The organism is Rhodoferax sp., assembly GCF_028688795.1.
Taxonomy (GTDB): Bacteria; Pseudomonadota; Gammaproteobacteria; order Burkholderiales; family Burkholderiaceae_C; genus Rhodoferax.
On record NZ_JAQTXM010000024.1, the window covers coordinates 58,036 to 71,399 of the forward strand.

Here is a 13,364-nt window from a genome sequence, read left to right on the forward strand (position 1 = left end):
TCATGCAAGATTTGAGCCATTCAACGCAAAAACATCCCGTTACACTTCAAAAATGCCAGCTCAGCAAACCCCAGTGACTCCGCCCAACGCCATGCCAAGCGTCAAACCTCGCGTTCTGGTCGTCGAAGACGAACTGGTCGTGGCGCGTGACATTGCGCAGCAGTTGCTTGATATGGGCTACAGCCCGGTGGGCACCACACACCTGGGAGAGCACGCCGTCATGCTGGCGGCCGAGTTGCTGCCGGACCTGGTGCTGATGGACATTCAACTCGCCGGTGCCATGGATGGCATTGAGGCGGCGCAGGAAATCCGCTCGCGTCTGGCCGTGCCAGTCGTTTTTTTGACCGCCTTTGCTGCAGACGATGTGTTGGCCCGCGCCAAAGTCACCGAGCCCTTTGGCTACATCCTCAAGCCTTTTTCAGAGCGCGAGCTCAGCACCGTCTTGGCCATGGCGCTGTACAAACACCAGGCTGAGGCCCGGCTGCAGGCAACCACCCGGCAGCTCAAGGCCTTGTCAAGACGGGTGCTTGAAGCGCAAGAGCAAGAGCGGCGCCGCGTGGCACTTGAGCTGCACGATGAGCTGGGGCAATTGCTCACCGCCATCAAGATCAACCTGCAGCTTGGCGAGCGTTTCAAAGACAAGGCGCCACCTGAGCTGCATACCGAAAACCTGCGCATTGTGGAAGAGGCCCTGCAACAGGTGCGCCGCCTGGCCACCGGGCTGCGCCCCTCCATGCTGGATGACCTGGGCTTGGCCCCGGCGCTGAAATGGGTGGCCGAGCAAAGCGCCAGTCGGGGTGGCTTTGAGGTGTCTTTTCACCATGAGCGCACCCAGGTGCGGCTGTCACCCGAGATCGAAACCGCGTGTTTTCGCATCGTGCAAGAGGCGCTCACCAACATCAGTCGCCACGCCCGGGCCACGCGTGTTGACATCACCCTGTGCCGCGACGGCGCCGACCTGCTGCTGACGGTGAAAGACGATGGGCAGGGTTTTGATTTGGCCGCCATGCAGGCACGCGCCGTGGCCGGGGGCAGTCTGGGTGTGCTCGGCATGCAGGAGCGCGCCACCCTGCTTGGCGGGCAGCTTGGCATTGATTCATCGCCGGGGCAGGGCTGCGCCGTGCAGCTCAGGGCACCCTGGCGCAACCTTGAGGAGCGGGTATGAGTGCGGTGCGTGTGCTGCTGGCTGACGACCACACGCTGGTGCGGGCGGGGCTGATCAAGCTGCTGGAGTCCATGCCTGACATCACGGTGGTGGGTGAGGCGGGCGACGGCCTGACACTCCTGAAGCTGGCTGAGCAATTGCAACCGCAACTGGTCCTGATGGACATTGCCATGCCCGGCCTGAACGGCATTGAGGCCACGGCCCGTCTGGCGCGCAGCTGCCCGGCCATTCGCGTGCTGATCTTGTCCATGCACCAAAATGAGGAATACGTGCGCCAGGCGCTGCGCCACGGCGCCTGCGCCTACTTGCTAAAAGATGCCGCGCCCATGGAACTGGAGCAGGCCATTGCCGCTGTGCTGCGCGGTGAGATTTACCTCAGCCCCGCCGTGTCGAGTGGTGTGGTCAGCGACTATGTGCAGCGGCTGCGCAGCGATGAGCCGGCGCAAGACCCCCTGACACCACGCCAGCGCGAGGTGCTGCAACTCATTGCCGAGGGGCAGAGCACCAAAGAAATCGCACGCCGCCTGGATTTGTCCGTCAAAACCGTGGAAACCCACCGCAGCGGGCTGATGAAGCAGCTTGACATTCACGAAGTTACCGGCCTGGTGCGCTACGCCATGCGTGCCGGCCTGGTGAGCAACTGACCTCGGGTATTTTTCCGGGGCTGGGTAGGGTGTTCACCTGATGGTGCGAGCCGCATGAAGCAGCTATCTTCTGAGCTGCGCTGTCATCAGGCCGCGCGCCTTACCCTTGTCACCAACTTCATGACGATGCCCATCAACAAGCCAAGCGCCAAGCCCAGAATTCTGGTGGTTGAAGACGAATTGTTGGTCGCGCGGGATATTTGTGAACAATTGGTGCTGCTGGGCTACGAGCCCATTGGCCACACCGCCAGCGGTGAAGAAGCTCTGCTGCTGGCCGAACAACACCACCCCGACCTGGTGCTGATGGACATCGAGCTTGCCGGTGCCATGGATGGCATTGCCGCCGCGCAGGCCTTGCGCAGCAAAATGTGTCTGCCGGTGGTGTTTTTGACGGCTTTTGATGCCGACGACACCCTGGCACGCGCCAAGCTGGCTGAGCCCTATGGCTATTTGCTTAAACCGTTTTCCGAGCGTGAACTGCGCACGGTGCTGGAAATGGCGCTCTACAAATGCCAGGCGCAAACTCGGCTGCGTGAGTCCGCTGAACGCACCCAGGCCATTCTGGACAACATGGCGGATGGCGTGGTCACCATCAACACCCAGGGTCGCATTGAAAGCTGCAACCCGGCCGCCTGCCGTATTTTTGGCTACGCTGCGCAAGCGCTGATCGGCCACAACGTAGGCATCTTGATGCCCGAACAGCACCGCAATCAGCATGACAACTACATCAACCATGACCAGCGCAATGGCCCGTTGCACGTGATTGGTGTTGCGCGTGAAGTCGAGGGCCTGCGCAAAGACGGCTCGCACTTTCCTTTGAGTGTGACTTTGTCTGAGCTGCAAAGCAGCGGGCAAACCACGTTCATTGGCATGCTGCGTGACCTGAGCCTGCAGCAGCAAAACACCCGGGAAATTCATCGGTTGGCGTTTTATGACCGTCTCACCGGCCTGCCCAACCGGCACTGGTTCAAAGAGCGGGTGGCCCAAGCCCTGGCGAATTCGGCGCGAAACGGCCAGTACGCGGCCCTGTTGCTGCTCGACCTGGATGATTTCAAACACATTAATGACACCCAGGGCCTGCTGGCCGGCGACCAGTTGCTCAAAGAAGCGGCCTTGCGGCTCAAGGCCACCGTGCGCGCCAGCGACGCCTTGGCGCGCATAGGGGGCGATGAATTTGTGTTGTTACTACCCGACTTGAGCGACCAGATGGACGCCGCCGCAAACCAGGCCGAGGCCAGTGCGCGCCACCTGCTGCACATCCTGGCGCAAGCCTACACGCTGGGCGAGCACCCTTGCCAGAGCACCGCCAGCATTGGTATTGTGGTGTTTTCGGGCGCTGCACAAAGCGTTGACGACCTGCTTAAACAAGCCGACATCGCGCTCTATCAGGCCAAAGGCGGCGGGCGCAATACCTTGCGGTTTTTTGATGCAGCCATGCAAGCCGCCGTGCTGGCCCATGCCGAGCAGCTGGCGGATTTGCGCCGTGGCCTGGCCGCCAACGAATTTGTGCTGTATTACCAGCCGCAGGTCAGCCGCCACGGCAGCATCACCGGGGCCGAAGCCCTGGTGCGCTGGCAGCACCCCACACGCGGCTTGGTGCCGCCCGGCGACTTCATTGTCCTGGCTGAAGACAGCAAATTGATTCTGCCGCTGGGCCAATGGGTGCTGGTGCAGGCCTGTGCCCAAGTGCGTGCCTGGGCCGTCAACCCGTTGACGGCGCATTGGACGATGGCGGTCAATGTCAGTGCGCTGCAATTTGCCCAGCCTGATTTTGTCGACGCGGTTGCCGCAGCGCTGCAAAGCACGGGTGCCAACCCAGCCTGCCTCAAGCTGGAGTTGACCGAAAGCATGCTGGTGCGTGATGTGCCCGCCGTGATCGCCAAGATGAAGCAAATCAAGGCGCTTGGCGTGAGTTTTTCGCTGGACGACTTTGGCACCGGTTATTCGTCGCTCTCGTACCTGAAGTTGCTGCCGCTGGACCAGCTCAAAATTGACCGGTCGTTTGTGCGTGACCTGTTGACCGACCCCAACGACAAAGCCATTGCCCACGCCGTGATTGCGCTGGGCCACAGCCTGGGCTTGAAGGTGATCGCCGAGGGGGTTGAAACGCAAGAGCAGCGCTACATGCTGGCTGAACTGCATTGCGATGCCTTTCAGGGTTACCTGTTTGGCAAGCCCATGCCGGTTGAGTTACTGACAGGCTAAACCAACCCCCCTGCCCATCCACCGATGTGTGAGACATTATCTATATGACAAATAGGCTTGTAGCTCTTATATTACAAGCGCAGATAGCTATTTTATTAATAGTATTTTCTGCGTTGGGCCTGTCGCCCCTACGGGCGGTGGCGCAAGCTGCATTGTCTGCCGTGCCAAAAACCATCACCGTGGTGCTGGACGACAACTACCCGCCCTATGTGTTTCGCGATGCGTCGGGCCAAATTCAGGGCATCCTGAAAGACACCTGGGCGCTGTGGGAGGCCCGCACTGGCGTGGCTGTCAAGCTGCAGGCGATGGACTGGGCCAACGCGCAGCAATTCATGCAAGCGGGTCGGGCTGATGTCATCGACACCCTATTCCGCACGCCAGACCGCTTGGCGATCTACGATTTCACCGCGCCGTATGCCCAGCTGGAAGTGTCCATTTTTTTTCACAAGAGCATCGGCGGCATCGTGGATACGGCTTCGCTGAAAGGCTTCACCGTGGGCGTGAAAGCGGGCGATGCCTGCCTGGCGGTGCTGACTCGCCACGGCGTTGACACCGTCAAGGCCTATCCGAGCTACGCGGCGGTGATTTCAGCGGCTGCCGAGGGCGACCTGCGGGTGTTTTGCATGGACAAGCCGCCGGCCGTGCATTTGCTCAACCAGCGCGGCGTGGAGCAAGATTTTCGGCAGTCGATTCCGCTGTACACAGGCGAATTTCACCGAGCTGTGCGCAAGGGGAATGGCGCCATGCTGCAGCTACTGGACGACGGCTTTGGGCGCATCACGCCGGCCGAGTACCAGGCCATCGAACAAAAATGGCTTGGAAAGCCCATTGAGCAGTATGCTGAAACGGTCTATGTGCGCTATGTGGGTGATGCGCTGGGCGGAGCCGCACTGCTGGCGCTGTTGCTGGGGGGCTGGAGCTATACGCTGCGCCAACGGGTTGTGGCCAAAACGGCGGCGCTGACGGCGTCGCTGACCGAACTGCGGGCCGCACAAAGCCAGCTCCAAGCCAATTCCGAGCGTTTTCAGAAAATTGCCAGCCGGCTTCCCGGCATGGTTTACCAGTTCTTGTTGCGCCCTGATGGCAGCTTTTGTTTTCCGTTTGCCAGCCCAAGTATTCGCGATATTTACCGCGTCAGCCCAGAGTCGGTGCTGGAGGATTCGGCAGCAGTGGTTGCCAATATTCATCCGGCTGACCTGGCGCGCGTGTTGGAGTCCATCCGCTTATCGGCGCAAAACCTGACACCCTGGCAACACGAGTATCGGGTGAAGTTTGACGATGGCACGGTGCGCTGGCTGTTTGGGAATTCTTTGCCCGAGCGGCTTGCAGATGGCAGCGTGTTGTGGCACGGTTTCATTACCGACATCACCGAGCGCAGAAAAGCTGATGACAAACTGCGCCAGCTGTCGCGCATCACCGAGCAGTCGCCCGTGGCCATCGTGATCACCAACCTCGCGGGCACCATTGAATATGCCAACCCGATGTTTACCGAGGTCACGGGTTACGCAGCCGACGAGCTTGATGGGTGCAATCCGCGCATCCTTCAGTCGGGTCTAACGCCACTTGAGGTGTACCGCGATATGTGGGCCAACCTGAAAGCCGGACGGGTCTGGCACGGAGAGCTGGTCAACCGCAAAAAGAGCGGTGAATTTTTTACCGAACAGGTGGTGATTGCACCGGTGGTCGGCGCCTATGGCAAGGTCACCCACTATGTTGCCCTGAAAGAAGATATCACCGAGCGAAGAAAGCTTGATCAGGCGCTGCAGGCCTCACTGCAGGAGAAAGTGGCACTGCTCAACGAGGTGCACCACCGGGTTAAGAACAACCTGCAGGTCATTACCAGCCTGCTGCGGCTGGAGGCCGGGCGCAGCAGCCAGCCCGACACCAAGGCGGTGTTGCAGGAAATGCAGGGGCGAATCCGCGCCATGGCCCTGTTGCATGAAAGCCTGTACCGCTCAGGCACCTTTGCGTCGGTGGACTTGGCCAGCTACCTCAAGCAGCTCGCCACCCAGGCTTTTCGCGCCCAAGGCAGTGGTGCGGTGCGGCTGACCTTGTTGCTGGAGCCGGTGCTGGTCAGCATGGATTTGGCCACGCCGTGTGGCCTGCTGGTCAATGAGCTGATCTCCAACGCGCTCAAACACGCTTTTCCTCCTGGGCAGGGCGGCGAGATTCAGGTGGCATTGCATGCTGTGCCAGGCGCTGTGGGCAGTTCGCCGCAGTGGTGCCTGCGCGTCAGTGACACCGGTGTGGGGTTGCCAGCCGACTTTGAGGTGCGGCGCGCCCAGTCACTGGGCATGCAACTGGCCTCAGACCTGGCACAACAACTGGGCGGTACGCTGGTCGTGGGGACCGCTCTGGCAACAGACGCCGGTGCCAGCTTTGCCATCAACTTCTCAGTGGGTGGCCAAGCATGACATCATCGCGCGCATCCGCCTTCTCAGGTGTTTCCCGGTCCAAACTAGGGTGTTGGCCTGATGGTCAAAGGGCTGGGGCAGGCCTAAAGTCTGTCTCATGTTGCAAGAAGTCTCAGCCCTAATCCGCATCGCCCGTCACCCTGCACAGGCCGTTCAGCCAAGCTCCCGGCGGGCCGCATCATGAGCCTGCGGATTTTGCTGGTGGACGACAACCACACGTTTTTGACCGCTGTGAGCCAGTGCCTGGCCATGCTGCCTGAGGCCGACGTGGTCGGGCAAGCCCACAGCGGCGCCGACGCATTGGTTCAAGCGCAAGTGCTGCAGCCCGATCTGGTGCTGCTGGACATTGTGATGCCGCACATGACTGGGTTGGAAGTGGCCGCCCAAATGCAGTCTTGGGCGCACTCGCCACTGATTCTTTTCTTGTCGTTGCACGACAACGAGTCTTACCGTGCTGCTGCGCGCGAACTGGGCACCTTGGGTTTGGTGGGCAAAGCCAACTTTGTTGCCGATCTGATGCCCATCATCACCCGCCTGGCGGCCGACCTGGCACCCTGCCAGGCAGACGCACTGGCGCAGGAGTTGTCACACATGCTTGGGGATAGGTTATGAGTTTTGTCAAAGGTCGGCAGTCTGAGTTTGCCCTCTGCGTTGGCTTGGGTTTACTGGGTGCTGGTGCCGTGCTGGTGGCTGGCGGGTTGACCGTGCTGGCTGGTGCACTGGCCGGTGTGTTGCTTGTTGCCGGGGCGTTGTTGGGCCGCAAATTGGTGGCACAACGCCAAGCCACCCAACAGGCCATTGAGGACTACCTGGCGGGCCAAACCCAGTTTGGCGAAGAGCTGGTGCCGGTCTGGCAGAACCACATTGAGTCTTCGCGTAGCCAGATGGAAACAGCCGTGAATGCCTTGTCAATGCGCTTTGGCGGCATTGTGGACAAGCTGGACGTTGCCCTGCGCACAGCCACCCAGCAAACCGACAACATTGACAACAGCGCTGGCCTGGTGGCTGTCATTGCAAAAAGTGAGCAAGACCTGGGTGCCTTGATTACCGTGCAACAAGCCGCCATGGGCAACATGGAAACCATGCTGGCCAAGGTGCAGGGGCTGGATCGGTTCATAGCCCAGCTGCAAGACATGGCCTCAGACGTGGCCCGCATTGCCCAACAAACCAATTTGCTGGCGCTCAATGCCGCCATTGAGGCCGCGCGCGCTGGTGAGCTTGGAAGAGGCTTTGCGGTGGTGGCCAAAGAGTTCCGCATGTTGTCCAACCAGTCGGGTGAGTCTGGCCGCAAGATTGCCGAAACCGTCAAGGTCATCAGCGCTGCCATTGTGGACACCTGCACTGTGGTGCGTGAATCGGTGGTGGCTGAAGACACCTCGCTGGAGGCCGCGCAGGCCACCATCAACCGGGTGATGGCCGACTTCAAGGACATCACCGAGGCTTACCAAGGCTCCAGCGACCTGCTGCAAGCCGAGAGCATGAGCATTCAGGCCGAGGTGAATCAGGCGCTGGTGCAAATGCAGTTTCAAGACCGCGTCAGCCAGATCATGACCCAGGTGAACAAGAACCTGGATCGCTTGCCGCAAGTGCTGCAAGAGCAACATCAGCAATACGCCCAAAGTCACGTCTTGCAGCCGCTGGATGCACAAGCCCTGCTGGCCGAGCTGAAGAAGACCTACGTGATGGCCGACCAGCATGTGATCCATGAAGGCGGCCAGGTGGCACAAAGCAACACCACAGACATCAGTTTTTTCTAGAGGAAACGCGCCATGGCAAAACTTATTATGGTTGTAGACGACTCCGCCTCCATGCGGCGGGTGATCGGTATTGCTCTCAAGGGAGCTGGCTACGACATCATCGAAGGCTGCGACGGCAAAGACGCCCTGGGCAAACTCACCGGGCAAAAAGTGCACATGATCATCAGCGACGTGAACATGCCGGTGATGGATGGCATTGCGTTTCTGAAAGCTGTCAAGCAAATGCCGGCCTACAAGTTCACCCCGGTCATCATGCTCACCACTGAATCTGCCGAAGAAAAAAAGCGCGAAGGCCAGGCTGCTGGCGCCCGTGCCTGGGTGGTGAAACCGTTTCAGCCTGAACAACTTGTGAACGCCGTGCAACGGCTGTGCTTGCCATGAGCCAGAACATTTTAAAAATCGAAGGCGAGCTCACCATTTTTCGCGCCATGGAGCTCAAGCCGGTCATCTTGGCAACCCCGCCAATCGCTGTCATCGACCTCTCCGGCGTCACTGATCTTGACTGCGCCGGCGTGCAATTGCTGATGTTGGCCAAGAAAACGGCTTTGGCGCAGCAGCGCGATGTCCAGCTCACCGGCCACAGCCCAGCGGTGATTGAGGTGTTTGAGCAGCTCAATGTGGCCGCCTATTTTGGCGACCATTTGGTAATGGACTCACGCACCCAAACCGCCACATCAAGGAGCTGACATGGATCTGGATCTGGACGACGCACTGGAGATGTTCATTGTTGAATGTCGTGAACTCCTCGAAGACATGGAAACCGCGCTGCTGGCAGTAGAGGGCGCCGCTGATAAATCCGAGATGGTCAACGCCATCTTTCGTGCCGCGCACACCATCAAGGGCTCTAGCGGCCTGTTCAGCCTGGACCATGTGGTGGCCTTTACCCATGTGGTGGAAAGCGTGCTCGACAAGGTGCGTGGCGGCAAGCTGGAACTGGCCGACAAGCTGGAACTGGCCGACAAGCTGGTGGTGCTGCTGCTGGCCTGCTGCGACCATATTGGTGCGCTGGTTGAAGGTGTGGCCGGTGGCGAACACGCCGGCACGCCTGAGCTGCTGGCACAGGGCGAGCCGCTCATTGCCCAGTTGCGCACCTATCTGGAGGTGCCCAAGGCCCAAGCTGCGCCAACGTCTGACGCGCGCAACGTGCCCACCGCCGACACCGAGCAGGTGCAGCGCATCAAGGGCAACATCGTGGGTGCCAACCACTGGCACATCTCGGTGCGTTTTGGGCCAGATGTGCTTCGCAATGGCATGGACCCGCTGTCGTTCATTCGTTACCTGGGCACCATGGGCCAGATTTCTGCCATTGAGACCATCGCAGATGCGCTGCCCGATGCCGAGCACATGGACCCCGAGTTGTGCTACCTGGGTTTTGAGATGGCGTTTCAGACCGAGGTGGACAAGGCGGCCATCGAGAAAGTGTTTGAGTTTGTGCGCGACGACTGCCGCCTGGTGATCTTGCCGCCGCACAGCCTGATCACTGAATACATCAGCCTGATCAACTTGCAGCAGGGTGAAGCGGCGCGCTTGGGCGACATGCTGGTGCGCTGCGGCACGCTCAGCCCGCAAGAGCTGGACATGGCGCTGGACACCCAGTCGGACACCCCCGCCAAACCCATTGGCACCATTCTGGTCGAGCAAGGCTCGGTGCAACCGGAGGTGGTAGAGGCGGCGCTGAGCAAGCAAAAGCAGGTCAAGGAAACCGGCGCGGCCGAGAGCAAGTCCATCCGCGTGGATGCCGACAAGCTTGACCAGCTGATCAATCTGGTGGGTGAGCTGATCATTGCCGGGGCCAGCGTCAACCTGATTGCGCACCGCTCAAAGGTGATTGAGCTGACCGAGTCCACCTCAAAATTAGCCACCTTGGTGGAAGAGGTGCGCGACAGTGCGCTGCAACTGCGCATGGTGCGCATTGGTGCCACCTTCAGCCGCTTCCAGCGCGTGGTACATGACGTGTCGCGCGACCTGGGCAAAGACATTTGTCTGGAGATTGACGGTGAAGACACCGAGCTTGACAAAACCGTGGTCGAGAAAATTGGCGACCCCCTGATGCACCTGGTGCGCAACAGCATGGACCACGGCATTGAGAGCGCCGAGGTGCGCGCCGCGCGTGGCAAGCCGGTGCAGGGCACTTTGAAGCTCAACGCGTTTCATGACAGTGGCGCAATTGTTATCACCGTGCAGGACGATGGCGGTGGCCTCAAGCGCGAAAAAATCCTGGCCAAAGCCATTGAGCGCGGCTTGGTCGAAGCGGGTCACCACATGAGCGATACCGAGGTTTATGCATTGATCTTCGAGCCCGGCTTTTCTACGGCAGAGAAGGTCACCAACCTCTCTGGCCGCGGTGTCGGGCTGGATGTGGTCAAGCGCAACATCACCGCCTTGCGCGGCACGGTCGGCCTGACCAGTGAAGAAGGTGTAGGTACCACGGTGACGGTGCGCCTGCCACTCACGCTGGCCATCATCGACGGCTTTTTGGTGGGCGTAGACAAATCGGTGTACGCCATTCCGCTCGACATGATCGAAGAGTGTGTGGCCTACAGCGCAGAGCCTGGCCATGACTACACCAACCTGCGCGGCGAGGTGTTGCCTTTCATCCGCATTCGTGAGTTGTTTTCGGTGCCGGGCAAGCCCGCCAAAGGCGAAAACATTGTGGTGCTCAAACATGCCGGGCAAAAAGCCGGGCTGGTGGTGGACACCTTGCTGGGCGAGTTTCAGACCGTGATCAAACCGCTGGGGCAAATGTTTGCGCAAAGCAAGTGCATCAGCGGCTCAACGATCTTGGGCAGTGGTGATGTGGCCTTGATTCTGGATGTGCCGCAGCTGGTGCGCCAGGCCATGGTGAAGACAGGGCAGCCGCAGTAACCGCGTGCGGTCATGGTTGAGATCATTATTTTTTAGATTTTTTCGTTCTATTACTAAGGGGTATGACATGTTTGCAAACATGAAGATTGGCGTCAGACTGGCCATTGGCTTTGGTGTGACCTTGTTGTTGTTGATTGTGATTGCGGTCATCAGTGTGACCCGGCTCGGGGCGCTCAACAGCGAAATCGAAAATATCATCAACGACAAGTACCCGAAAACCATTGATGCGATCGACATCATTCGGGCCATGAACCAGGTGGCCCAACTCAACCGCAACCTGCTTTTGATCACTGACCCGGCTGAAACGCAAAAGCAAATGGTGCGTATGGTTGATCAACGGAAAATCATCTCTGATAACGTCGACAAGCTGGACAAGACCATCACGTCGGATGAAGGCAAAAAGCTGCTGGGCGACATGAAAGACACCCGCACAAAATATGTCGCCGAACTTGAAAAATTCACTGGCATGGTGCAGCGCGGCGAGCGTGAGCCAGCGCTGAAACTGCTTTATGGCGAGATGCGCCCTGTGACGGACAACTACACCGGTGCCATTCGCAAGCTCGTTGACTTTCAGGATGCGCTGATGGTCAAGACTGGCAAAGACGCCGATGCGATGGCGGACTCAGCCTCAAACCTGTTGATGATTTTGTCGGTGGCTGCTGCCATCATGGCCATCTTGACCGGCTGGATCATTACCCGCAGCGTGCTCAAGCAGCTCGGTGGCGAGCCAGACTATGCCCGTGACATGGTGGTCAGACTCTCTGAGGGTGACCTGACGATGAAGCTGGAGACAAAGGCCAAGGACAATTCCAGCTTGCTGTTTGCCATGAAAACCATGGTTGAAAAACTCAACCAGGTGGTGACAGATGTCAACGGTGGTGCCCAAGCGCTGGCCAGCGCATCTGAAGAGGTGAGCGCCACCGCCCAATCTCTTAGCCAGGCCGCCAGCGAGCAGGCAGCAGGGGTGGAGGAAACCAGTGCGTCGATTGAGCAAATGACCAGCAGCATTGCGCAAAACACCGAAAACGCCAAGATCACCGACGGCATGGCCAGCAAGGCTGCCAACGACGCCGTCAGCGGTGGCGAGGCGGTGAACGCCACGGTAGAAGCCATGAAACAGATCGCCAAGAAGATCGGTATCATTGACGACATTGCCGCCCAAACCAACCTGTTGGCCTTGAACGCCGCCATTGAAGCCGCCCGCGCTGGCGAACACGGCAAGGGTTTTGCCGTGGTGGCCGCTGAAGTGCGCAAACTGGCTGAACGCAGCCAAATCGCCGCCCAAGAAATTGGTGAAGTGGCGGGCAACAGCGTCGAGTTGGCCGAGAAAGCCGGCAGATTGCTCGCCGAGATCGTGCCCAACATTCGCAAGACCAGCGACTTGGTGCAAGAAATCACGGCGGCATCCACCGAGCAGTCCAGTGGCGTGGGTCAGATCAACTCAGCCGTAGGCCAACTCAACACCACCACCCAACAAAACGCATCAAGTTCTGAAGAACTGGCGGCCACAAGTGAAGAAATGAGTAGCCAGGCCGAGCAGTTGCAACAAACCATGAGTTTCTTCAAACTTGACAATTCGGGCCATGCGGCATCCTCCGGGTTTGCAGTGCGCAAGAGCACCGCCAGTGGCAAAAAAGCCGTTGCGCCAAAGGCGCCCAAATCCAGTCTCAAAGTGACGCAAGCGGCCAGCTCGGAACTGGATGAATCCCAGTTCACCAAGTTTTAAGCGAGGTCTGCCATGAACGCACTGGTCAAATCCGACAAACAAACGTCGACCAAACAAGTGGCAACGCAGACTGCAGTGGAAGCCAAGCAGTACCTGACCTTCATGCTGGGGGGTGAAATGTTCTCCATCAGCATCCTGTGCATCAAGGAGATCATCTGGTACGCCAACCTCACGGAGGTGCCGATGATGCCCGCGTGTATTCGTGGTGTGATCAACCTGCGTGGTGCGGTGGTGCCGGTGATGGACCTGTCCAACCGTTTTGGCAAGGCCAGCACGCCGGTCATTAAAAGCAGTTGCATCGTGATTGTGGAGGTGCCTACGGCCACCGAGGGTGAACACCAGAACATGGGTGTGGTGGTGGACTCGGTGCAGGCCGTGCTTGAAATCCCCACCAGTGAGATTGAGCCCGCGCCCAGCTTCGGCGCCAAGATTCGCCCCGATTTTATTGAAGGCATAGCCAAGGTGAATGGCAAATTTGTGATTTTGCTTAACGTCGCCAAGGTGCTGTCGATGGAAGAAATCGGCCAGATGGGGCAAGTGGCCGCACAGGCTGATGTGGTGGCCAGCGCGGGTTGATGACGGTACGGG

At 59.2% G+C, this 13,364-nt stretch carries 11 protein-coding genes; all 11 read left to right on the plus strand.

Annotation, left to right across the window (positions count from 1 at the left end; all coding sequences use genetic code 11):
• Positions 1–73 precede the first annotated feature (73 nt).
• The 11 genes from PHQ58_RS16780 to PHQ58_RS16830 all read left to right on the plus strand — a co-directional run bounded on the left by PHQ58_RS16780 (position 74) and on the right by PHQ58_RS16830 (position 13,352).
• Positions 74–1,165, plus strand: coding sequence for a response regulator (locus tag PHQ58_RS16780; RefSeq protein WP_300113001.1), 1,092 nt, complete (start codon positions 74–76; stop codon positions 1,163–1,165).
• Positions 1,162–1,809: a response regulator transcription factor gene (locus PHQ58_RS16785; protein WP_300113004.1), complete on the plus strand. Its 648-nt coding sequence runs from the start codon at positions 1,162–1,164 to the stop codon at positions 1,807–1,809. The genes PHQ58_RS16780 and PHQ58_RS16785 overlap by 4 nt, the downstream gene beginning before the upstream one ends.
• Positions 1,810–1,863: 54 nt before the next feature.
• Positions 1,864–4,014, plus strand: a complete 2,151-nt coding sequence (locus PHQ58_RS16790; protein WP_300113007.1) for an EAL domain-containing protein — start codon at positions 1,864–1,866, stop codon at positions 4,012–4,014.
• A gap of 137 nt (positions 4,015–4,151) precedes the next feature.
• Positions 4,152–6,428: a transporter substrate-binding domain-containing protein gene (locus PHQ58_RS16795; protein ID WP_300113010.1), complete on the plus strand. Its 2,277-nt coding sequence runs from the start codon at positions 4,152–4,154 to the stop codon at positions 6,426–6,428.
• A gap of 180 nt (positions 6,429–6,608) precedes the next feature.
• Positions 6,609–7,040 carry a response regulator transcription factor gene (locus PHQ58_RS16800; RefSeq protein ID WP_300113013.1) on the plus strand — a complete coding sequence of 144 codons (432 nt, stop codon included), beginning with the start codon at positions 6,609–6,611 and terminating at the stop codon, positions 7,038–7,040.
• A complete protein-coding gene (locus PHQ58_RS16805) occupies positions 7,037–8,185 on the plus strand; it encodes a methyl-accepting chemotaxis protein (protein ID WP_300113016.1) in 1,149 nt (382 codons plus the stop codon). The genes PHQ58_RS16800 and PHQ58_RS16805 overlap by 4 nt, the downstream gene beginning before the upstream one ends.
• Positions 8,186–8,197: 12 nt before the next feature.
• Entirely contained in the window at positions 8,198–8,566 is a 369-nt protein-coding gene (locus PHQ58_RS16810) for a response regulator (protein ID WP_300113019.1), read from the plus strand.
• Entirely contained in the window at positions 8,563–8,871 is a 309-nt protein-coding gene (locus tag PHQ58_RS16815) for a lipid asymmetry maintenance protein MlaB (RefSeq protein WP_300113022.1), read from the plus strand. Before PHQ58_RS16810 ends, PHQ58_RS16815 begins: the two co-directional genes overlap by 4 nt.
• Before the next feature lie 7 nt (positions 8,872–8,878).
• The gene (locus tag PHQ58_RS16820) at positions 8,879–11,050 is read left to right on the plus strand and encodes a chemotaxis protein CheA (RefSeq protein ID WP_300113062.1); all 2,172 of its coding nucleotides are present in this window, start codon (positions 8,879–8,881) and stop codon (positions 11,048–11,050) included.
• A gap of 67 nt (positions 11,051–11,117) precedes the next feature.
• A complete protein-coding gene (locus PHQ58_RS16825; protein ID WP_300113025.1) occupies positions 11,118–12,776 on the plus strand; it encodes a methyl-accepting chemotaxis protein in 1,659 nt (552 codons plus the stop codon).
• Positions 12,777–12,788: 12 nt separating this feature from the next.
• Entirely contained in the window at positions 12,789–13,352 is a 564-nt protein-coding gene (locus PHQ58_RS16830; RefSeq protein WP_300113026.1) for a chemotaxis protein CheW, read from the plus strand.
• Positions 13,353–13,364 lie beyond the last annotated feature (12 nt).